General features: G+C 30.6%; 21 protein-coding genes. 19 read left to right on the top strand and 2 right to left on the bottom strand.

Annotated features, from left to right (window positions below; translation table 11 throughout):
• Positions 1-5 precede the first annotated feature (5 nt).
• From L1S49_RS00305 to L1S49_RS00265, 9 genes are all read left to right on the top strand, one after another.
• Positions 6-308: a PTS sugar transporter subunit IIB gene (locus tag L1S49_RS00305; protein WP_238902065.1), complete on the top strand. Its 303-nt coding sequence runs from the start codon at positions 6-8 to the stop codon at positions 306-308.
• A 42-nt stretch (positions 309-350) separates the two neighbouring features.
• Positions 351-665: a PTS lactose/cellobiose transporter subunit IIA gene (locus L1S49_RS00300; protein WP_238902064.1), complete on the top strand. Its 315-nt coding sequence runs from the start codon at positions 351-353 to the stop codon at positions 663-665.
• 158 nt (positions 666-823) lie between these two features.
• On the top strand, positions 824-3469 hold the full coding sequence (locus tag L1S49_RS00295) for a family 78 glycoside hydrolase catalytic domain (protein ID WP_238902063.1): 2646 nt from the start codon (positions 824-826) through the stop codon (positions 3467-3469).
• A gap of 517 nt (positions 3470-3986) precedes the next feature.
• A complete protein-coding gene (gene rhaB / locus L1S49_RS00290) occupies positions 3987-5390 on the top strand; it encodes a rhamnulokinase (protein ID WP_238902062.1) in 1404 nt (467 codons plus the stop codon).
• Between the two features lie 17 nt (positions 5391-5407).
• Positions 5408-6664, top strand: a complete 1257-nt coding sequence (gene rhaA / locus L1S49_RS00285; protein ID WP_238902061.1) for an L-rhamnose isomerase — start codon at positions 5408-5410, stop codon at positions 6662-6664.
• 9 nt (positions 6665-6673) lie between these two features.
• Positions 6674-7492, top strand: a complete 819-nt coding sequence (gene rhaD, locus L1S49_RS00280; protein ID WP_238902060.1) for a rhamnulose-1-phosphate aldolase — start codon at positions 6674-6676, stop codon at positions 7490-7492.
• 101 nt (positions 7493-7593) lie between these two features.
• A complete protein-coding gene (gene fucO / locus L1S49_RS00275) occupies positions 7594-8748 on the top strand; it encodes a lactaldehyde reductase (RefSeq protein WP_238902059.1) in 1155 nt (384 codons plus the stop codon).
• A 222-nt stretch (positions 8749-8970) separates the two neighbouring features.
• Positions 8971-10140 (top strand): iron-containing alcohol dehydrogenase, encoded by a 1170-nt coding sequence (locus L1S49_RS00270; RefSeq protein ID WP_238902058.1) that lies wholly within the window; start codon positions 8971-8973, stop codon positions 10138-10140.
• Positions 10141-10320: 180 nt separating this feature from the next.
• The gene (locus L1S49_RS00265) at positions 10321-11028 is read left to right on the top strand and encodes a GntR family transcriptional regulator (protein ID WP_238902057.1); all 708 of its coding nucleotides are present in this window, start codon (positions 10321-10323) and stop codon (positions 11026-11028) included.
• Between the two features lie 19 nt (positions 11029-11047).
• Here the strand turns inward: L1S49_RS00265 and L1S49_RS00260 are convergent, their stop codons facing one another.
• Entirely contained in the window at positions 11048-12247 is a 1200-nt protein-coding gene (locus tag L1S49_RS00260) for an enolase C-terminal domain-like protein (protein ID WP_238902056.1), read from the bottom strand.
• Between the two features lie 254 nt (positions 12248-12501).
• Here L1S49_RS00260 and L1S49_RS00255 point away from each other — a divergent pair, with 254 nt between their 5' ends.
• The 5 genes from L1S49_RS00255 (at position 12502) to L1S49_RS00235 (ending at position 17263) form a co-directional block, all read left to right on the top strand.
• Positions 12502-13857: a PTS transporter subunit EIIC gene (locus tag L1S49_RS00255; protein WP_238902055.1), complete on the top strand. Its 1356-nt coding sequence runs from the start codon at positions 12502-12504 to the stop codon at positions 13855-13857.
• Between the two features lie 86 nt (positions 13858-13943).
• Positions 13944-14891 (top strand): sugar kinase, encoded by a 948-nt coding sequence (locus L1S49_RS00250; protein WP_238902054.1) that lies wholly within the window; start codon positions 13944-13946, stop codon positions 14889-14891.
• Between the two features lie 10 nt (positions 14892-14901).
• Complete coding sequence (locus L1S49_RS00245) at positions 14902-15522, top strand: bifunctional 4-hydroxy-2-oxoglutarate aldolase/2-dehydro-3-deoxy-phosphogluconate aldolase (protein WP_238902053.1); 621 nt, start codon at positions 14902-14904, stop codon at positions 15520-15522.
• A 130-nt stretch (positions 15523-15652) separates the two neighbouring features.
• Positions 15653-16411, top strand: a complete 759-nt coding sequence (locus L1S49_RS00240; RefSeq protein WP_238902052.1) for a GGDEF domain-containing protein — start codon at positions 15653-15655, stop codon at positions 16409-16411.
• A 135-nt stretch (positions 16412-16546) separates the two neighbouring features.
• Positions 16547-17263: a histidine phosphatase family protein gene (locus L1S49_RS00235; protein WP_238902051.1), complete on the top strand. Its 717-nt coding sequence runs from the start codon at positions 16547-16549 to the stop codon at positions 17261-17263.
• Between the two features lie 26 nt (positions 17264-17289).
• Here the strand turns inward: L1S49_RS00235 and L1S49_RS00230 are convergent, their stop codons facing one another.
• Positions 17290-17859, bottom strand: a complete 570-nt coding sequence (locus L1S49_RS00230; protein ID WP_238902050.1) for a nitroreductase family protein — start codon at positions 17857-17859, stop codon at positions 17290-17292.
• 188 nt (positions 17860-18047) lie between these two features.
• Here L1S49_RS00230 and L1S49_RS00225 point away from each other — a divergent pair, with 188 nt between their 5' ends.
• The 5 genes from L1S49_RS00225 to L1S49_RS00205 all read left to right on the top strand — a co-directional run bounded on the left by L1S49_RS00225 (position 18048) and on the right by L1S49_RS00205 (position 23967).
• Positions 18048-18389 (top strand): hypothetical protein, encoded by a 342-nt coding sequence (locus L1S49_RS00225; protein ID WP_238902049.1) that lies wholly within the window; start codon positions 18048-18050, stop codon positions 18387-18389.
• 29 nt (positions 18390-18418) lie between these two features.
• A complete protein-coding gene (locus L1S49_RS00220) occupies positions 18419-18907 on the top strand; it encodes a hypothetical protein (protein ID WP_238902047.1) in 489 nt (162 codons plus the stop codon).
• A 400-nt stretch (positions 18908-19307) separates the two neighbouring features.
• Positions 19308-20156 (top strand): PRD domain-containing protein, encoded by an 849-nt coding sequence (locus L1S49_RS00215; protein WP_238902045.1) that lies wholly within the window; start codon positions 19308-19310, stop codon positions 20154-20156.
• A gap of 17 nt (positions 20157-20173) precedes the next feature.
• Positions 20174-22012 (top strand): beta-glucoside-specific PTS transporter subunit IIABC, encoded by a 1839-nt coding sequence (locus L1S49_RS00210; RefSeq protein WP_238902043.1) that lies wholly within the window; start codon positions 20174-20176, stop codon positions 22010-22012.
• Between the two features lie 65 nt (positions 22013-22077).
• Positions 22078-23967 carry an FAD-dependent oxidoreductase gene (locus L1S49_RS00205; protein ID WP_238902042.1) on the top strand — a complete coding sequence of 630 codons (1890 nt, stop codon included), beginning with the start codon at positions 22078-22080 and terminating at the stop codon, positions 23965-23967.
• Positions 23968-24051: the final 84 nt, after the last annotated feature.

The raw sequence follows: 24051 nt of genomic DNA, 5'->3' as shown, positions 1-24051 counted from the left end.
AAGTAGTGAAAAATATATTATTAGTATGCGCAGCAGGTATGTCAACAAGCCTTCTAGTAAATAAAATGAAAGATGCAGCGAAGAAAAAAGACATAGAAGTAAATATTGATGCTCTATCAGTTTCGGAATGTTCAAAAGTGGTAGATACAGTAGATATTGTTTTACTAGGACCGCAGGTTAGATTTCAAAAGTCTCAGGTTGAGTCTTTGGTAAATGGAAGAATTCCTGTTGAGGTAATAGATATGAAGCATTATGGAACAATGAACGGTGAGGCCGTATTAGAAAGAGCGATACAGTTAATAAAATAGGCTTATAAGTATGTACTTGATGTTAATGGGAGGAAGAATTAAATGAACAATATGGAATTAGTAGCATTTGAAATAATAAGCAATGTAGGAATGGGAAAATCTTTGGCTATAGAAGCAATAAGAGAAGCAAGAAAAGAGAACTACGAAGTAGCGGATAGTAAAATAGAGGAAGCAAAAGAATTTTTACTTCAAGGACATCATGCACATGCTGATTTAATTCAAAAAGAAGCAAACGGAGAAAAGGTGGAATTTTCTCTAATAATAATGCATGCTGAGGATCAGTTGATTAGTGCAGAAACTATAAAGGACTTAGCAATTGAAATAATAGAGATGCATAAAGATTTAAAGAATAAATAATATACATTAATACGAAAATAAAATTTAAAATTATTAGGTAGTATATTGAAGTTTAATATAAGTCAAAAAACTATATAGTTCTTGTCTTAGTGATATTTTAAATTCATATAAGGCAAGAACTTATTAAAATTTATAGAGACTTAAAGGAGGAGGGTAACATGAAAGTAAGTAATATTAAAATAAATTATCAGTATGAATGTATAAGTATAGATACAAATTCACTAATAGTAAGTTGGGAAGTTGATACAAATCAAACTGAATATGAAGTAAAGATTAAAAAAGATGAGGTTACTATTTACGAAAGTTATAAAGTAAACTCCTTTAATAATGTAGTATATATAAAAGGTCTAGATTTAAAACCAGAGACAGAATATAGAGTAATAGTTAATGTGTGGAATGAATGTGAAAAATTTAGTGACAGTAAAAACTTTAGAACAGCAATTTTTGGTAAGTTTAATGGTAACTGGATATCAAATGGAGAAAGATTAATAAATGAACTTGAATATTATAATGATAATAGAAATTGTTTGTTAAAAAAGAACTTTACTATTAATAATGTAGTAAATGATGCTTATTTATATATTGTAGGCTTAGGGTATTACAATGTTTATTTAAATGGAGAGAAAGTAGGAAAAGCTGAACTAAATACTGATTGGACTAACTATTCTAAATGTATTTATTATGATGTGTATGATGTTAGCAGTTATTTAAATAAAGGTGAGAATGTAATTTCAGTAGAATTAGGCAATGGATGGTATAATCCTTCTCCATTGAAGTTATTTGGTAAATACAATTTAAGAGACGTATTAGACATAGGAGAACCCAAATTAATAGCTGATTTGAACATAAATACAAAAGATAATGAAAAAGTAGTTATATATACAGATGATACTTGGGAAGTAGCTAAGGGACCATACTTATTTAATAATATATATCTGGGAGAAAAATTTGATTATAAATTGTTTGATGAGAATTGGAGAAATATAAATTCAGGGAATGTAGAATGGAAAAAAGCAACTTTAACCAAATCACCAGGAGGGAAGCTAGAGGCAAGTTTTATCAATAAGGTTGAAGCTACAAAAACAGTTAGAGCAAAAAGCATAGTAGTTAATGAGAGCAATAATCTATTAGTAGACTTTGGAGAAACTGTAGAAGGATTCATTGATATAAGCATGAACGGTAAGATTGGACAAGAAGTTGAATTAATATATGGCGAAAATATAAATGGGGATGGAACAATAAATGCTGACACAACCTTAGCAGGAGGTGTAGGAAGACTAATTAATAACGAATTTAAGATAGATGGGGGAGCAACATCGCCTAAAAATGCGATACAAATGGACATAGTTATGTTAGGAGATGATGAAACTCGCTATGTAAATAAGTTTACTTATCATTCTTTTAGATATGTAGAAATTAAAGGAATAGAAAAAGAAAATATTAATGATATTAAAGCAATATATGTTCATACTAACTTAGAAGAATCAGGTTCATTTAAATGTTCAAGTGAGTTTTTAAATAAATTATATACTACAGCTAAAAATACAAAAATTAACAATATACGGTCAGTTTTTGAAGATTGCGCAAGAGAAAGATTTGGTTATGGTGGAGACATGGTATGTTTAGCCGCATCTCAGATATTTATGTTTGATACTGAAACACTATATGAAAAAATAATAAAAGATTTTAGATACGACATAAGAGATAATGGGGGAATTACAGAAACAGCTCCGTATATGGGAATAAAGAGTAATGGAACAGGTGATGGGGCAGGCCCATTAGGATGGCAATTAGCATATTCATATTTAATTGATAAATTATATCAATATTATGGAAATATAAAAATTGTAGAAAATGAATATGATTATATAAAGAAGCAAGTAGAATACTTAAGTAATTTAGGTATAGAAAACTTGTCTAAGTGCTGCTTAGGAGACTGGGGAAGTGCAGAAGCGAAAGAAGGTTCTTATAGGAAAGTTACACCAGCAGTTGAATTTACAACATGTTGTTTCTATTATCATCATATAGAACTACTAGCTAAATTTGCAAAGCTGCTTGGAAATGAAGTCGATTATACTAAATATATTAATAAAGTTGATGAACTAAAGAAATATATTGTTGACACATATAAGAATGAAGATGGCTCTTATTCGGATAGAAGTCAAACTAGTTATGTTTTTGCTTTATTTTTTGATTTAGATAATGAACCAACAAAACTTGCAAAGGAGTTTGTAGATAAAATAATAAATAATAATTACTATATAACTTGTGGAATTTTTGGAATGTTTATGACTTATGAAGTTCTTATGAGGTATGACTATCAAAATATTATTTATAGATGGTTAAATAAAAAAGATGAAAATAGTTTTTATAGTATGCTTAAAGATGGACAAAGTGTATTAAGTGAACATGTTCATAGAAATTGGTCTGAAGGATCAGATAATCATGGAATGTACAGTTCTTATATACAATGGTTTTATGAAGGGCTGGGTGGAATAAATATTTCTCAAGATGCTTTTGGAGCAGATAAAGTATTTATAAAACCATATTTTGAAGAGGAGATAGGATTTGTTGAATGTAAATATAGTTCTATAAAAGGTGATATAATGAGTAATTGGAGTAGAAATGAAAAATATATTTCATTACAAGTTAAAACACCTAAAAACTTGAAGTCAAGTTTACTAATCTTGGATAAGAAATATAAAGATTGTCTTAAAGGATATAAAATTGAAAAAGAAGATGATAACTATATTTATATAGATATATCGTTGATTAATAAAGAAATAAATTTAAAATTAATATAGTAAATTAATTAAATCTTACAATATTTAAATAAAATTTTCGAGTATAAGTGAGGAGTTACCCCAAAAGAATATAGAGATAGAAAGTAAAATGACTGTTGCATCAGTGGATAAAATCCGCTAGCAACAGTTTATTTTTCTTGTTTTGAGTTTATAGAAAAGGAATTTAATGAAGCATTCCAGCAGTCCTATTTGCCAATGTTGAAAAAGCGCACCATCGTTATGCAAAAGCACAGGTGCAGTGGAACATTGGAAAAGCGCAGCGGTGCACTGCTGTTCGGTGGACGCGATTTTCAGCGTCAATCTAATCTTTTGCTAGAAGTTAAAAGGATTTGATGGAGCTTGTGAAGAAGCTCCTACAGGTAGTAGTTAAAAGGAATCTAATGAAGCTGAGGAACGCTTCTACAGGATAGATGTGCACACCAGGTTAATAATTTATACAAATAGAGTTATTAAATATAGCTCTCATAAATAATATAATCAAGTTGTGAAAATGATTACTAGGTAAGGAGGACAACTCATGGAATACCATCTAGCCATTGATATTGGAGCTTCTAGTGGAAGGCATATACTAGGATTTATAGAAGATGGACAACTTAAATTAGAAGAAGTTTATAGATTTAACAATGGGATAAAAAAGGTTAATGATGAATATTGTTGGGATTTAAAAAAGTTATTTTTAGAAATAAAAAACGGAATAAAGAGATGCAAAGAAATAGGAAAAATTCCTAAGAGTATAGGAATAGATACTTGGGCAGTGGATTTTGTATTGTTAGATGAAAATGAAGATATTTTAGGAAATACAGTTGCCTATAGAGATGATAGAACAGAAGGGATTATGGAAGAGGTTTTTAAAGTAATTCCTCAGGACATGCTTTATCTTTATACAGGAATTCAGTTTCAGAGATTTAATACAATATATCAGCTGATAGCAATTAAAAAGAAAAATCCTGAGTATCTTAAAAAGGCTAAAGCATTTTTAATGGTACCTGATTATTTCAACTTTCTTCTAACAGGAAAGAAAGTTAATGAGTATACAAATGCGACTTCAACTCAGCTTGTAAACTCCTTTGATAGAACCTGGGATGAAAATATATTAGATACTTTAGGAATAAATAGAGACATGTTCCAAGAGATAAAACTTCCTAAAACTAATCTTGGAAATTTAAGAAGTGAGTTAGTTGAGGAATTTGGATTTGATATGGAAGTAGTTTTACCTGCAACTCATGATACGGGTTCTGCTTTTATATCCTCTGTATGTAATGATGAGGATAGTGTTTATTTAAGCTCAGGAACTTGGTCACTTATGGGTGTTGAGAACAGATTCCCAATATGTGTTCCACAGTCTATGAATTACAATTTTACAAATGAAGGTGGAATTGATTATCGCTTTAGATTCTTAAAAAATATTATGGGTCTTTGGATTATTCAAGAAGTTAAGAGGATGTACAAAGATGAGTATTCTTTCCCAGAGTTAGTTGTAAAAGCTAAGGAAACTGATAGGTTTAAATCAGTTATAGATGTAAATCACGATAGATTCTTAAATCCAGAAAATATGATTACAGAGATACAAACGTATTGCAAGGAAACTAATCAAGAGATACCTAAAACTCCTGGTGAAATAGCTTATTGTGTATTTAATAGTTTAGGTGTCAGCTATGGAGAATCTATTGAGGAACTTGAAGAGATATTTGAAAAGCAATATAAAAGGGTTAATGTTTTTGGTGGTGGATGTCAAAATGAACTGCTTAATCAACTGATAGCAGATAAAACTAATAAAGAAGTTCTAGCAGGACCAGTAGAGGCAACAGCTATAGGAAATATTGTAGCTCAATTATTAAGTTTTAATAAAGTTAATAATCTTGGAGAAGCAAGAGACCTTATACTAAAGTCATTTGAAATAAAAGTATATAAACCTAGTTAAATTTTAAGGAGGATATCATGAATATAAAAGAAAGATATTTAGAAGCAAAAAAGGATTACGAGAAGTTTGGTATTAATGTTGATAAAGTATTAGAAGATCTTGAAAAAGTTAAGATTTCTATCCACTGCTGGCAGGGAGATGACGTAACTGGTTTTGAGGTTTCACAAAGTGAACTTTCTGGAGGAATAGCAGCTACAGGAAATTATCCAGGTAAAGCTAGAAATGCTGAAGAATTAAGAGCTGATTTAGATAAGGCTCTATCTTTAATTCCAGGAAAGCATAAGGTTAATTTACATGCAATATATGCAGAAACTAATGGAGAAGTTGTAGAGAGAGACGAAATTAAACCAGAGCATTTTGAAAACTGGGTAAAATGGGCTAAAGAAAAAGAATTAGGATTAGATTTTAATCCAACAATATTCTCTCATCCTAAGGCTTCAGATGGATTAACTTTATCACATCCTAATAAAGAAATAAGAGATTTTTGGATAAGACATTCAATCGCCTCAAGAAAAATAGGAGAGTATTTTGGAAAAGAACTTGGACAAACTTGCTTAACTAATCTTTGGATTCCAGATGGATACAAGGATATCCCAAGTGATAGATTAGGACCAAGAGCAAGACTTAAGGATTCTTTGGAGCAGATTTATGGAGTAGATGTAGATAAAAAATATAATTTAGATTGTGTTGAATCAAAGGTATTTGGAATAGGTGCAGAATCTTATACAGTAGGTTCAAGTGAATTTTATCTAAACTTTGCAGCTAGAAATAACATAATGTCTTTAATGGATACAGGACACTATCACCCAACAGAGGTAGTTTCAGATAAATTATCAGCTATGCTTTTATTTAATGAAAAAGTGGCACTTCATGTAAGCAGACCAGTTAGATGGGACAGTGACCATGTAATAATTTTAGATGATGAACTAAAAGAAATTGCCAAGGAAATAGTGAGAAACGATGCTTTAGATAGAGTAATAATAGGTCTTGATTTCTTTGATGCAAGTATTAATAGAATTGCAGCATGGACTATAGGTACAAGAAATATGATAAAAGCCTTATTATCAGCAATGCTTACACCTAATGAATTATTAAAGAAATACCAAGATGAAGGAAACTTCACTGAAAGATTAGCTTTAATGGAGGAGATAAAGACTTATCCAATGGGTGATATATGGAACTACTACTGTGAGAAAAATGGAGTTCCAGTAGCTGAAAGCTGGATAAAAGAAGTTAAAGAATATGAACAAACTGAACTATCAAAAAGAAAGTAGGGATGCAAAATGGGGATATCAGATATGCACTTTATTAAAGAATTTCAAAAGATAACAGATGATGCCTGGCTTAAAGGATGGCATGAAAGAAATGGTGGAAACATCACTTATAGATTAACTAAGGATGAAGCTTTATGTGTAAGTGGATTTATAGATGAAAATGCACCTTATAAGCCTATAGGAGTAACAGTTAAGAATCTTGCCAATGAATATTTCTTAGTAACTGGAAGTGGAAAATTCATAAGAAACATAGCTATTGATTTAGAAGCTAATGTTGGAATAGTTAAGATAGATGAAACTGGAGAAAACTATAAAATAGTTTGGGGACTTGTAAATGGAGCTAGACCAACTAGTGAATTGCCATCACACCTTATGAGTCACTCGGTTAAATATGCAGAGACAAATGGTAAACATAGAGTTATAATGCATTCTCATGCTACAAATTTAATAGCATTGACATTTGTATTACCTCTTGATGGAGTAGTATTTACAAGAGAACTATGGGAAATGGCTACAGAGTGTCCAGTAGTATTCCCAAGTGGAATAGGAGTTGTGCCATGGATGGTTCCAGGTGGAGCTGAAATTGCAGAAGCTACAAGTGAATTAATGAAGAAACACGATATAGTAATATGGGCTCACCATGGAGTATTCTGTTCTGGAGAAGATTTAGACTTGACTTTTGGGCTTATGGATACTGTAGAAAAATCAGCTGAAATATTAGTAAAAGTTTTATCTATGGGTGGAAAGAGACAAACTATAAGTTCGCAAAACTTCAGAGATTTAGCTAGAGATTTTAATGTAAGTATTTCAGAAGATTATCTTAAATAATTAAATTACCCTCAATTCTAATTGAGGGTAATACCTGATTTTTTTAATATAAAAAGTTAATTATTTAACAAAAATATAATTATAAGAGGAGATTGATTTTTATGGCAAATAGAATGATCTTAAACGAGACAAGCTACTTAGGAGCAGGAGCAATAGAAAATATTGTTACAGAAGTTAAAGTAAGAGGTTATAAGAAGGCATTGGTAGTTACAGATAAGGATTTAATAAAATTTAATGTAGCTACTAAGGTAACTGACTTATTAAAGGAAAATGCTTTAGACTTTGAAATCTTTGATGAAGTAAAAGCAAATCCAACTATAAATGTTGTAAAAACAGGTATAGAAAAGTACAAAGAAAGTGGCGCAGACTATTTAATAGCAATAGGTGGAGGTTCCTCAATTGATACTGCAAAGGCAATTGGAATTATTATAAATAATCCTGAGCATGCAGATGTAAGAAGTCTCGAAGGTGCAATTCAAACTAAAAATAAATGTGTTGATATTATAGCTGTACCAACAACAGCTGGAACTGCAGCAGAGGTTACAATAAACTATGTTATTACAGATGAAGAAAAGAAACGTAAATTTGTTTGTGTAGACCCACATGATATTCCTGTAATAGCTGTAGTTGATTCTGAAATGATGTCATCAATGCCAAAAGGACTTACAGCAGCAACAGGTATGGATGCCTTGACTCATGCTATTGAAGGATATATAACTAAGGGAGCTTGGGAATTAACTGATACTCTTCATTTAAAAGCTATAGAAATAATAGGACGTTCTCTTAGAAGTGCTGTAGCAAATGAACCTAAGGGTAGAGAAGATATGGCTCTTGGTCAATATGTAGCAGGTATGGGCTTCAGTAACGTAGGACTTGGAATTGTTCACTCAATGGCACATCCTTTAGGAGCTTTCTATGATACACCACATGGAATTGCCAATGCAGTATTACTTCCATACGTTATGGAATACAATGCAGAAGCAACAGGAGAAAAATATAGAGATATAGCTAAAGTTATGGGAGTTAAGGATGTAGATTCTATGTCCCAAGAAGAATATAGAAAAGCTGCTATTGATGCAGTTAAAAAGCTTTCAGAAGATGTAGGAATTCCTAAAGTATTAAGTGAAATAGGAGTTAAAGAAGAGGATTTAAAAGCACTTTCAGAATCAGCATTTGTAGATGCATGTACTCCAGGTAATCCAAGAGATACAAATGTAAGTGAGATATTAGAGATTTATAAAAAAGCTTATAAATAGTATTGTTTTAAGGGGTTGTCATTCTAATTATTAGTCTGACAATCCCTTAAACATTCATAGATCTTTTTATATTTTATCAAGTGAAACTTGGAACTTAAAAATTACAAGTATCATAAATGTTACTATCTAACAGGAAAGTGCGTTCTTGTTCAGTATAAAAAAAGCAAATATACTTAATATAAACTTAGATACAATAAAATATTTAGCTGGAGGTTTTATACTATGCAAAACTTTACTTTTAAAAATGATACTAAAATTATATTTGGTAGGGAAACAGAGGATACTGTAGGAGCTGAAATTAAAAAATATGCAGATAATGTTTTATTTGTTTATGGTGGCGGAAGCATAAAGAAAAGTGGATTATACGATAAAGTGGTAAATTCTTTAAAAGAAAACGATATAGGGTTTGTTGAACTATCTGGAGTTAAGCCTAATCCAAGATTGGATCTTGTAAGAGAAGGAATAAAATTATGTAGAGATAATGATATTAAGTTTATTTTATCTGTGGGGGGCGGAAGTGCTGGAGATACTGCTAAAGCCATTGCAATTGGAGTTCCATATGAAGGAGATGTATGGGATTTTTATTTAGGTAAAAGTAAGGTAAAAGAGACTTTGCCAGTGGGTATTATTTTAACTTTACCTGCAACAGGAACAGAATCAAGTACTAGTTCTGTTATAACAAATGAAGATGGATTATACAAAAAGGGAGTGGGATCAGAGCTTTTAAGACCTGTGTTCTCCATATTAAATCCAGAACTTACATTTACTTTACCAGCATATCAAACTGCTAGTGGAGCTTCTGATATAATGGCACATTTGATGGAAAGATATTTTACTAATGTAAAAAATGTAGATTTTACTGATAGAATGATTGAAGCATCACTAAAAAGTATTATTTATAATGTACCAATAGTTCTTGAGAATCCAAATAATTATGATGCTAGAGCAGAGATTATGTGGGCCGGTACTATTGCTCATAATGGATTGTTAAGTACAGGAAGAATAGGAGATTGGGGATCTCACGCTATTGAACATGAACTAAGTGCAATATATGATATAGCACATGGAGCTGGATTATCAATTATTTTCCCAGCATGGATGAAATATGTATATAAACATAATGTTAATAAATTCGTACAATTTGCTGTAAGAGTATGGGATGTGGATCTATCATTTGATTCACCAGAAGCTATTGCATTAGAAGGAATTAGAAGAATGACTGAATTCTTTAAAAAGATAGGATTACCAGTAACCTTAAGTGATGCGAATATTCCTTATGATAGAATTGAAGAAATGGCAGATAAATGTACTAACTCAGATACAGAAACTACTGGTAAATTTGTTAAGTTAAACAAAGCTGATATTATAAATATATATAATTTAGCAAAGTAATATAATTAAAAGTTAAATAGAAAAAGGTCTGAGTCAAAACCATTTTGATACAGACCTTTTTAATTAAGTAAGAATTAATAATCTTAAGATAACCAAAGAAGCAATAGAGATTTTAGTTCAGAAAGGCTATAATAATTTTATTATGGTTAATCTTATATATCTTTTAGGAGAATACTTAGAATGAATAAGAGAGAGTTTATTGTACATGACTTACTAAGTAAAATTTATCAAGATCAATTTGTAACAAAAAAGTTGCCTACAGAAAGAGAATTAGCTTTACAGTATAATGTTTCAAGATACACAATTCATGAAGCTATTAATCGTTTAAGAAATATGGGGATAGTTAAGGTTGTGCAAGGTTCAGGAATTTTTATAGGAAAGAATATTAAAACCAGTCCATTAGTCTATAATTCTCTGACAGAAACGCATTATTCAAAGATAACTTCAAAAGTTATTTCTTTTGAAAGGCAGCTTCCAACTAAAGAATATCAGCAGATTTTTGATTTAAAAGCTAGTGATGAGATATGGTCTTTTTGTCGTCTTAGAATAATAAACTTTCAGATAATGCAGATTGAGTATTCTAAATTACCAGTGCACTTGTTTCCTAATTTATCTAAAGGTGATATTGAAAAATCTATACAATCCTATGTAAAAAACCAAAAGCTACAGATTTCTCACTACTTTAATACCTACGAATCTATTCTTCTAGATAAAGAACAGGCAGAACTTCTACAACAAAAAAAGAAATCCCCTGCTATGAAAATTTCTAGCAGAGGAATCCTAACAGATGGGAAAGCTTTTGTAGCCAGTGAAAATATTGCTTTAGATTATAAATGTACATATATAACAGCTTTTAATAAAGAACATCATTCATTAAGACAGCTATAAAAAGCTGTCTTAATTTTTGCTAAGGAGTCATAATTGATCCGTCAGGAATTCTTGCTTGAGTCCATTCATGCATTCTATATTCTATAGGGAATTTCGCTGCATTTTCTTCATTAAATTCTACTCCAATTCCAGAAGTTTCTAGAGGATAAATATATCCATTTCTAGCTTCAACAATGTTTGAGAATACACTTCTAGTGTTCGGGTTTATTGGAATATTTTCTTGAATAGCTGCACTATATAAATGAATATTTAAGTGAGTATTAACAGCAATTCCAATTGGTGTTATGTCTGATGGAGTATGCCATGCGATTCTTATTCCAAAGGATTCACACAATGCACCTAATTTTAAAGCTGGAGTAATTCCTCCAATTTGAGAAACATGACATCTTAAAAAGTCAATCTTTCTTTCTGCAATTAGATGCTTCCATTCCATTGGGTTATTAAATAATTCGCCGCTAGCAATTGGTGTTGATGTTTGAGAACGTATTTGACCTAGCCACTCATTTTGATCTGGAGCTAAAATATCCTCAATGAAATATGGTTTGAATTTCTCCACATCTTTAGCAAATTGGACAGCTTGATTTGGGAAAAGTCTTTCATGAATATCATGAAGTATGTGAAATTTATTTCCATATTTTTCTCTTAATAAAGAAAACATCTTTAAAGTAGTATCCATATAATCATCTTGGTCATAATAAGAACCAGGAGTAGGATTTTCAGGGCAGTGAAGATTAGTAGGGTTTCCACCATAAAAACCTAATTGACAGCGAATATGCTTATAACCTTCCGCTAATATAGAGTCTACTTCTTTATATAAATCTTCAATGTTGTCAGCTACAGCGTGAGTATATGCTGGAATAGCATCTCTGGATTTTCCACCAAAGAGTTGATATAAAGGCATATTTGCAATTTTACCTTTGATATCCCATAGTGCCATATCAACACCAGAGACAGCATTGTTTGTTACAGGTCCATTCCTCCAATAAGAATTAACCATCATCATATGCCATAAATCTTCAATGTTATTTGCATCTTTTCCAACTAAGATAGGCTTAAGATATTCTTCAACCATCAGTTGAACTACTTTTGGTCGTTGCTGAAAAGTTGCACAACCATAGCCAGTTATTCCTTTATCTGTAGTAACTTTAACCACTACTAAATTATGTCTATCTGGTTTTAAAGTAAAACATTCCACATTCATAATAATTGTTGGTGTCATTAAAATTCCTCTTTTCATTAATACTTTAATACTATTGAAACATGGCTGAGAAGGTAAAGTCAATTTGGTTTGATAAAATCAATGCTATCAAAAATAAACCAGTCCAATTAAATTAATAATATATCCTAAAGTCTGTATTTGCAAGGATTTAAGTGCAAAGCAATAGTTTTTTGGACTGATTTATTTTTAAAAATAATTGTGATATTATTCATCTTGTAAACGAGATTATAAAACTATGAATAGGAGAATGCTTAATGGAAAAAGAACAAGTAATAAACGCAATTATTTCTAATGTTGGCGGAAAAGAGAATATTATTAATACATGGCATTGTATGACACGTCTTAGATTCGATCTAAAAGATAGAAGTAAGGTTAACGTGGAAGAAATCAAAAAATTGGATGGAGTTGTAGGAGCTCAATTTAATAAGGAACAATTTCAAATAGTAATTGGGACTAAAGTTAATGAGTATTATAATATCCTAGCTAATAACTTAGGAGTATCCTCTAATGAAAAAAGCTCTGGAGATGAACCAAAAGTTAAAAAGGATTTAGTTACAGTATTTATGAACACTGTATCTGGAGTTTTTGGACCAATTGTTCCAGCGATAGCAGGTGCAGGTATGATCAAAGGTCTTATAGCAGGACTTGTAGCTCTTAAGATTATTTCAGGTACTACACCAACTGTTCAAATTATAGATATGATGGCTAGTGGAGTGTTTACATTTTTACCATTCTTCTTAGCAGCTTCAGCTGCAAAAATGTTTAAAACAAATCAATATTTAGGAATTGCAATTGCTTCAACAGTAATGTTCCCAACAATGGTAGAAGCAGCAAAAGCTAAAGAAATAGCAGCATTTTATTTTATGGGAATAATACCAATTCCAGTTTTCAATTATACAGGAACAGTTATACCAATTATTTTCTCTGTTTTAGTAATGAGTTATGTTCATAGGTATGTTGATAAATATATGCCTTCGGTTTTAAAAACTGTAGTAACTCCAACATTAACATTATTTATTTCAGGATTTTTAGCTTTATCTGTAATAGGACCAATAGGTATTCATTTAGGGAATTTCTTAGCTTGGATAGTTCAAGGTTTATTTGCAATTTCACCAGTATTAGCAGGTATTGTAGTTGGAGCAATTCGTCCAATAGCAATTATGACTGGTATGCATCATGCTATGACACCAATTGCTCTTAAAAACTTTGCAACTCAAGGATATGATATGTTAATGCCGATGATGTTTATGGCCAACCTATCTATAGTTGGAGCAACTCTAGCAGTTTACTTTAAAATAAGAAATAATAATGAAAAGTCAGTTATTGTTTCAGCTGGTATATCAGGGCTTTTAGGGATTACTGAGCCTGCTTTATTCGGAGTTTTAGCTAAATACAAAAAAGCCTTTTTAGCTGCAACAATAGGAAGCTCAATATCATCTGCATTTATAAGCTTCTTTGGAGTAAGATTATATGGATATATTTTATCAAGTGTATTCAGTATCCCAGCTTATATAGGACCATACTTTATATATGCTGTTTTAGGAATGATAATTGCTTTAGCTTCATCTTTTGCATTAAGTTATATGTTTATGAAAAAGATAGAAGAATAATAGACAAGTAATATAGTGAACTAAAGAGTGTCAATTTTATTGGCACTCTTTAGTTAATATTATAAGAGAAAAAGGAGAAAATCATTTTGGATATTATAACAATAGGCGATGGAATGGTAGCAATGTGTCCTGAGAAAAAGGGACCAATAATATTTACAAATACCTTTGAAAAAAAGGTTGGAGGAGCGGAGCTAAATGTAGCAATAGGATGTGCTAGATTAGGGTTAAAATCAGGATGGATAAGTAGTCTTGGCAATGATGATTTTGGGAAGTTTATATTAAGAAGTGTAAGAGCCGATAATGTAGATACTTCAGAGGTTAAACTTGTAGATGGACATCCAACCTCTGTGTATTTTAGAGAGGTTTTATCAGATGGATCAAGCAGATCCTTTTATTATAGAGAAAATTCTCCTACAAGTACTATGAAACCAGAAGATTTAAATGAAGAATACTTTAAAAAGGGTAAAGTACTGCATATAACAGGAGTTTTTCCTTCAATATTGAAAAGCAATCAAAATATAGTTTTAGAAGCTATAAGGTTAGCTAAAAAGAATGGACTATTAATATCTTTTGATCCAAATATAAGGTTGAAAATGTGGACAAAAGAAGAAGCAAAGGAATTTATAAATTCAATTCTATCCGATGTCGATATACTTTTAGTTGGTGATGAAGAAGTAGAACTTCTGTTAAATACTACAGATTTAGAACAAGCTATAAAGGCATTTTATGGTTATGGAATATCTAAGGTGGTAATAAAAAGAGGAGATAAAGGGGCTATGGGGTATGATGGAGAGAACTTGTTTTATGTTGATGGAATAGCACCAAAAGCTTTAGTAGATACAGTTGGAGCTGGAGATGGATTTGCTGCAGGATTTTTAACTTCAACAATAAAGGGCGAATCTTTTGAGGATAGCATAAGATTCGGAAATGCAGTAGGATCTTTGGTAGTAGGAGTTGAAGGTGATAATGAAGGACTACCATATTATGAAGATGTTCTTGTTCACATAGGAAAAAATAAAAAGGTAGAACGTTAAGGAGGAAGACATGTTTAATAAAATATATGAAACTTTAATAGGAAATAAAGTGGTTGCAGTAGTAAGAACTAATAGTTATGAAGAAGCAAAAGAAATAAGTGAAGGTGCTATTTTAGGTGGATTTAAAGTAATTGAGATAACTATGAGTGTACCAGATGCTCCAAAGCTTATAGGAGAATTAAAAGAAAAATACAATGATTTATGTATAGGAGCAGGAACTGTTTTATCTAAAGACGAGGTTGATGTATGTATAGAAAATAGAGCTGACTTTATAGTATCGCCATGTTTTGATGAGGAGATAATAGAATATTGCAAAGAGAAAAAGACTTTAATAATACCTGGACTTATGACTATGTCAGAGGTAAATAAAGCAAGAAAACTTGGTTTAGAGTTTATAAAAGTATTCCCGGGAAATGTTGTTGGAAAATCTTTTGTTGAGGCGGTGAAATCAATCTTTCCTCACCTAAAAGTAATGCCTACAGGCGGGGTTAATAAAGAAAATATAAATGAATGGTTCAGGGTTGGAGCTGATTGTACTGGAATAGGGAGTGATTTAAATAAAGCATATAATCTTAGTGGAGTGGAGGGAGTTAAAATTTACTGCAAAGATGTCATAGAAGAAATCTATTAAGTTTAAGTGATAGCAGACTTATACAGATGAAAATAAAATCAGTATGATAAATTCTTAACATAATATATGATGAATAATATTAGAAGGTAATATATAATATTTAGTATATTAATATTTTAGGAGAATTATCATGTTTGAGTTTCGAAAGTTATTGATATTTTTGGCTGTAGCTATACTTCTTTTTTATATGATTAAGTTGCTATATTTTACTAAGAAAAAATGGCCGCTTGAGTCTTATACCTTTGTAATATTAATAGGAGGGATAAGTTTAATAACATTAGCAACATTCTTGGATCTTATTAGAAAGATATTTGACGATGAACTTATTGATAAGATAGTAAAAGGAGGATTTACCTTAGGGGCAATTATATACATAATCGGGGTTATACTATGGAGCAACTTCACTAAAACTATGATGAATAAATTAGAAAAGTCAGCTATGACGGATCATATGACTGGTATTTTAAATAGAAATGGAATCGAAAAGATATATGATTCTGTTGCAAGAGAGAAAAATCCTTTTTTTGTTATAGTATGTGATTTAGATGGAACCAAGATGGTTAATGATACATATGGGCATATAGAAGGAGATTATTATATAGATGAAAGCACTAAGATAATAGCTAATGTGGTTGGATTAAGAGGTCATGTATCTAGAATTGGTGGGGATGAGTTTGTAATTCTTTTATCATATACAACTATAGATGCTTTAAACGATATGATTAAAAATATAAAAAAGAGGGTAAGCGATATTTATTCTAACAAAAATCTTGGAATTAGTGTGGGTTATTCAATTTTTCCTAGAGATGGGAAATATCTTACTGATTTAATTAAAGTAGCAGATAAAAATATGTACGAGGATAAAAAAAGCTTAATAGAGGTTAAGTGATTTTAATGGTACTTTTACAAAAAAAGAAATTTATAAAAGAAAAATTGATATATAATTAATAGTATATAAACTTTGTTATAAGAAAAAGTTAGTGTAATAAGGGTAATTTTAATAAAGATTGTGAGGAATTTATAAATGATTGTGGATAATAATAAAGTTGTACTATATTTAATGAGACATGGACAAACTATAATAAATAAAGCTAAACGTGTTCAAGGTTGGTGTGATGGAGTATTAACTAAAGAGGGAGAAGAGATAGTTACAAGTACTGCTTTAGGGCTTAGAGATATAGAATTTAAAGCTATTTACAGTAGTGATTTAGGACGTGCTATTAAAACCGCTAAAATTGTTATAAGAGAAAATAAAGCAAGTAAAGACTTAGAACTTGTAGAGGTCCCAGGACTTAGAGAAATGCATTTTGGGAAATATGAGGGAGAAATAGAGAAGGTTTTATTTAATGATATATTTAAAAAGTTAAATATTAAATCCTTTGAAGAAGCATTAAAAATACCTGACTTTGGGAGAGCTTTTGCAGATACTTGTGCAGCCTTAGATGAAACTGGACAAGCAGAAAATTATGAAATTATGATTAATAGAGTTATGGGTGCATTAACTGAAATCACTAAAGAAGCTTCTAATAATGGAGGCGGAAATATTCTTTTAGTAGTACATGGAGGTATACTTAGGAATATTTTTAATCAGTTAGATAAAAGTATTGATGTATCTGGAATCGAAAATGCTAGCATATCAAAAGTAGAGTATGAGAACGGTGAATATAAAGTTATAACTACAAATGATATGAGCTATAAAATAAAAGGTGAAAAAATAAGAGAAGAAGAATTCAGCAATTAGTCTGAATTCTTCTTTTATCTAGTAATTTATTTTATAATAATGTCCTCTAATTTTCTTTTTGGAACATGATGTGTTTGATTTTCATCTCTCCAGTATTTAATATCCGAAGATGAAGAAACACTTTCTAGAATAACTTCTTCCTTTGGTTTTCCTAAAGCTATAACCATAGCTATTTCTTGATTATCACTTAAATTAAGAGCTGGTGCTAAAACTTTTTTATTTACATTTAAAAGCATACAACCCCCAAGTCCTTTTTCTACAGCAGCTAATAGAATGTTTGTAGAAGCAATACCTACATCAATAGCAGGATTTTTACTTATAGAGGTATCATTAACTAATATTAAGTATGCACTTGGCTTTTCTCCTTCTTCAGGACCAGCCCATTCTTTTAGGTATCCAGCCCATCCAAGAGTATTAAAAATCACTTGGTTTTTTTCTTTTTCGTTAGATAATACATATTTTAGAGACTGTAGATTGGCTGCTGAAGAAGATAATCTCCCTAAATCTACTAGTTCAAGTAAAGTTTCAGTGCTTATTTTTTCATCTTGATAAAAACGTCTGTAAGATCTATTTTTCTTTATTAATTCTGATAACATTTTAAACCTCCCTAATAAGTTTTATATACATTATTATGTGTAACTTTATTACCATTTTATAGCAAGGAAAATAAATACTCAAGTCAAACTCGCATTATTACGGTATAAGACTACTATTATATGTAAACCACATGGTATAATTAGTATTATAATAAATCCATAAAATGTATGGTGATTAGGGGATTATCGTGGATAAAAAGCAGGTTTTGAAGAATTTTTTGAGATGGTTTTTAATTGTTAATGTTATTACGTTTATTGGAGGATTAGTGGATGCATTCTACTGGATTCCTTATGGCGAAAAAGGGGGAGTAGGAGGATTTCCAGTATTCACTTTGTATAGCATAATTCTTGGAACTTTTGCTGGAATAATATACAGCATTATAAATTTCAAGAGTAGGGAACAATCTAAAACAATAAAAATTATTCAGTTATTAATTTCGATATTTAGTATATTCATACCAATACTGAGCTTAGTAGGTGCATTATTAGGAATGGGATTTGGTTATATTATTGTAAAATTATTTATGTAATAAGAAATACTTAGTAAGGGGGAAAAGTAATGGGATTTTCAATTGCAGGAACATTAATTGCAATAGCTATATTTATTCCTAATTTATTAATAGTAAAATTTCCACCTAATAATGCACCTAAGGATTCAAAGGATGCAGGATTTATATTTACACTTTTAGAAAGAATAGGACAGGTTGGATGTATTCTAATTTTAGTAATTTCTAAAGAGCACTTTAAGAATTTTAGCGTAAATATATGGGCTGTTTTTATGGGGATTTGTATATTACTATATTATTTTTTATGGATTAGATATGTAATTAAGGGACAGGAATATAAACTTTTGTGGGATTCGTTAGTTTTTATACCTATTCCTATGGCTGTTTTTCCAGTAGGAGCATTTCTATTTGCTGCTATTTTAGGAGAATCAATTTGGTTAGGCATATTAGTTATATTTTTAGGGATTGGACACTTTGCTAATAGCTGGCATAGCTATAAAGAATTAAAAGAATCATATTTAAAGAAAGATAAATTTCAATAAATATGATTCTAATATAGGTAATATATTTAAAAAGTTATTAATGTGTTGGAACTATATAGCTGCCACTAAAGTGAATCATGCACAGGGAAAAATATTTAAAAGCTGAACATGATTCGTGTAAAGGTAAGGTATTCGTTAATATATTGTGTAATAAATATAATTTTATACTGGGAAATTATGGGGTGAAATTTACCGTTGAAATATTATATTTTTTGTGTAATAATAGAATTAACTAGTTAATATGCATATAGTTTGTGTGCACAAAACTTTATGCTTTTTAGGGTTGTTACTGGATTAGCAGGCAAAGCCTAAATAGATTTGATTTCTTTCGTGATTGAGGGAGAATAATATCTATTTGGGCTTTTTTTTGAGCCTTTAAATAGAGGAAAGGATGATTTTGTTGAAAGTAAAAAGAGTATTTAACAATAATGTAATTCTAGCATATAGAGGTGATTCTGAAGTTGTCATTTTTGGAAAAGGGGTAGGATATCAAAAGCAACGTGGAGATGAAGTGAATAGGACTTGCATCGAAAAAATATTTACTTTAACAGAAAAGGAAACTAATCATTTTGAAGAATTATTTAAAGAAATCTCTAATGAATATGCTGATCTTACATTTTTAATTGTTAAACAAGCAGAATCAGATCTTCAAATAGAGTTTGATAGTAGTATTTATCTTTCTATCATGGACCATATAAATCATGCAATTATTAGAGCAAAGCAAGGCCTAAATATCAAAAATGAACTAATATGGGAAATCAAAAGAACTTATAAAAAGGAGTATGAAGCGGCATTAAATACTCTAAAGATTATAAAAAGAGAAACTGGAATTGAGCTGGAGGCTGATGAAGCTGGTATAATCGCCATACACTATTTTAATGCTCAAGATCCTAAAACTCGTCTTAAAACAAGTTATAAAGCAGTAGAAATTATTCAAGACATTGTTAAGATTATTCAGTTTCATTTCCATATAGAGTTTGATGAAAATCAATTAAGCTTCAATCGTTTAATGACTCATTTAAGATATTTTGTTAATGGTTTATTAAACAATGAAAGAAGAAGTAGTGAAATGGATGATGAATTTTTGTACTGTCAAATTAAGAAAAAATATCCTGATATATATGAATGTGTTTTAAAGATAAAGAAGTATATAAGTGAAAAATTAGAAAAAGAAGTAGTTGATGAAGAAGCTCTTTATCTTATGATGCATATTCAGCGTATTGTTGAAAAGAGCAAATTTAAAGATTAATTAGTGGAGGAAGTTTTATGAGTTACAAAAATTATGTTAATAGTGTAGTAGAAGCACTAGGTGGTGCAGAAAATGTGACGAATGTTACACATTGTGCTACAAGATTACGTTTTCTACTTATAGATAAAAGAAAAGTTAATAAAACTAAAATAGAAGCTTTAAAAGAAACAGTTGGAACTGTAGAAGCACAAGGAACATTTCAAATCATCGTTGGTACTAATGTTAGTGATGTTTATGATGAATTAGTTAAAATTAAAGGAATTTCTGATGATGATATAAAGTCTGAATTTAAGGAAGGCTTACAAAATCAGTCAAAACTAGATAGAGTATTAAGCACAATCTCAGCAATATTTACTCCATATATACCTGTACTAGCATCAGCAGGTATTATAAAGGGATTATTAGCTTTACTTAATAATGTTGGATGGCTAGATGTAAATTCTAATACTTATTCAATATTAAGTGCTGCGGGAAATTCATTAATTTACTTTTTCCCAATATTACTAGCTTTTACAGCTGCAAAGAAGTTTGGAGCTAATCCATATATAGGAGCAGCTATTGGTGCAGCTTTACTTGAACCAAATTTGACGTCTATCAATATTACTGGTAATACAATTAATTTCCTAGGAATTAATTTTGTTGCTCAAGCTTTTCAAAACACCGTACTTCCAGTTATTTTAGGAATGTGGGCATTTTCATATCTAGAAAAAGGTTTAAAAAAGGTACTTCCAAAGGTAGCACAATTAATACTTGTACCTTTAATCTGCTTAATTGTAATGGTACCTGCAATTTTATTAATATTTGGACCTATAGGTTTCGCTTTAGCAAATGCAATTGCTGCTGTTTATGAATGGTTATTAAATTTCAGTCCTATACTTATGGGAACATTATTTGGTGGATTATTTATTTATGTTATCATGCTAGGAATGCATTGGGTTATATTACCTATACAATTACAAATTCTGGCTGACAAAGGAATGGAATATTCTTTAGGCTCTGGTGGAATGGGAAACTATGCTTTATTAGGAGTTTGTTTAGCTGTATTAGTTATTGCAAAAGATAAACAAACGAAGACAATGGCAGGTTCCGCAGCATTTGTAAACTTCTTATCAGGAGTTACTGAGCCTGGTTTGTATGGTATTGTTCTAAAGAATAAAAAATACTTTATAGCATTAACTGCTGCTGGTGCTGCTGGTGGATTTATATGTGGAGTTTTTGATTTTTATATTACTAACTTTGCATTTACTGGACTATTTGGATTACCTGCATTTGCATCTGCACCTAAAGCAGCTTACTACTTCATTGCAGTAGTAGCAACAATTGCTATAGCGTTTATATTAACTGTTATATTAGAAAAAGGCTTCAAAAGCAAAACTATATCAGAAGTAAAGGCAGAAAAAATAAGCTGTACAACTTTAAATTCACCTGCTAATGGAGATGTGGTGGAGTTATCAAAAATAAACGATCCTGTATTTTCAACTGAAACTATGGGAAAGGGGATAGCTATACTTCCTAAAGATAATGTTATAGTTGCACCAGTTGATGGAGAAGTAACATTTATGTTTAAGACTAAACACGCTGTAGGAATTACAACTGACAATGGAGTAGAATTATTAATTCATGTAGGAATTGATACTGTAAGATTAGAAGGGAAATACTTTGAAAGCTTTGTAGAACAAGGGCAAAAAGTAAAAGCTGGAGATAAATTGCTAGAATTCGATAGAGAAAAAATAGCTTCAGAGGGATTAGATAATTCAGTTATATTTATAGTTACTAACTCTCAAAATTACTCAAATATAGATGTGTTAAAAACAAATAGCATTAAAATAAATGAACCATTATTAGAGGTAAAATAATAAATTTATAATGTTAAAAGAGCAAGGAAACTATGTTTCCTTCTTCTTTTAAGAAAGGATGAAATATGAAGTTTAAGCACTTATTTAAACCAATTAAGATAAATAATATGATATCTAAAAATCGTATAGTTGCAGCACCATTAGGAGATACCTTTGAAGAAAAAGCATTAGGGGGTGCCGGAATAGTAGTAGCAGGGCATGCTATTGTTGAATATGGTAAATCAAGCTTTGCAAGTGCAGATGAACCAGATATTTTCTCAAAATATGAAGTAGAAAAAACTAGACATAGAATTCTTCAAATTCATCAAGGCGGTGCAAAAGCATCAATTGAGATTTTTCATGGAGGTCTTTATGCTAGAGTAAATGGATATGCTAAAGGGCCAGTTTCATTTACTCGTGAGGATGGTGTAGAAGTAAGAGCCATGGATGAAAAGATGATGGAAGAAACTTTAAAAGGATATTATGAAACTGCTAAAAATGCAAGAGATTTAGGATTTGATATGATATTCATGCATTTTGGACATGGATGGCTTCCAGCCCAGTTCTTATCTCCTTTATTTAATAAAAGAGAAGATGAATATGGTGGAAGTTTTGAAAATAGAGTTAAGTTTCCAAAGAGAATTTTAGAAACAGTTAGAGAAGCTGTAGGTAAAAATTTTCCTATTGATATGAGAATCAGTGCATATGAATGGGTTCCGGGTTCTATTGAATTTGAGGAAGTAAAAGAGTTTATTAAGATAGTAGAGCCATATATAGATACTGTTCAAATATCTGCTGGCTTAGATATAAATCATGAAGGAAATGTGCATATGGCTACTACAAATTTTGAAGAGCATATGCCAAATGTTAAATGGGCAGAGGAAGTTAAAAAAGCTGTAAACATACCAGTATCAGTAGTTGGTGCTGTTTTATCACCTAAGGAGGCAGATGACTTAATAGCTACTGGAAAAGTCGATATGGTTGCATTCGGTAGATCATTTGTAGCAGATCCGTATTGGCCTAAAAAAGCTATGAATGATAAAGATGAGGATATAGTTCCTTGTTTACGCTGCTTACAATGTTATCATATAGCTAGTAACAGAAGAAATGTTGGGTGCTCTGTAAATCCTAGATACTCAAATGAGAGCTTTGTTCCAAAAGAAATATCAATATCAAATAACAAGAGAAAAGTAGTTGTTATTGGTGGAGGTCCGGCTGGAATGAAAGCAGCTATTACAGCATCTTTAAGAGGTCATGATGTTATTTTATTAGAAAAAGAAAAAGAACTAGGTGGTCAACTTAGATATGTTGCTAAAGAGTATTATAAGGAAGATATTAGACGTTATCTAAAATACTTAATTACTCAGGTTTCAAAAAGCAATATAGATTTAAGATTAGGCTGTGAAGCAAATAGAGAGTATGTAGAATCACTTAAGCCAGATTCATTAATTATTGCAGTAGGTGCAGATGAATTTATTCCACCAATTAAAGGTGCTGATATGAAGCATGTTATGAACGGAACTACAGCTATAGAAAAAGAAGATACTCTTGGGAATAATGTAGCAGTTATAGGTGGAGGAACTATAGGAAGTGAAATAGCTCTAGAACTTTCTTTACTTAAAGGTAAAAATGTAACTATAGTAGAAATAGGCAAAGAATTAGCTCCACAAGGAAATCTATTATTTAAAGTAGCTTTACGTCAAAAAATGGACCAAGCCAAAACTTTAACTACTTTATTAGAAACATCTTGTGGAGAAATAAAAGAAAATGAAGTAGTTGTTACAGACAAAAACGGAAATCAAAAACATATTAAAGCAGATAATGTTATAGTGTGTACTGGTTTAAGACCAAAAAGAGCTTTAGCAGAATCTTTTTATGGAATAACTCCAGATGTAGCTATGATAGGTGATTGTGAAAGACCTAGAAATATTATGGATGCTACATTTGAAGGTCATATGATATCATTAAATATTTAATAAAAAAGTTCAGCAGAGTTTTGCTGAACTTTTTTATTACTAGTGATATTGACAAGCTATTTAAAAAGGATTAAGATAAAATTA

It is taken from the genome of Clostridium sp. YIM B02506 (assembly GCF_022324845.1).
Taxonomy (GTDB): domain Bacteria; phylum Bacillota; class Clostridia; order Clostridiales; family Clostridiaceae; genus Clostridium_T; species Clostridium_T intestinale.
This window is presented reverse-complemented; position numbering and strand designations above follow the sequence as displayed.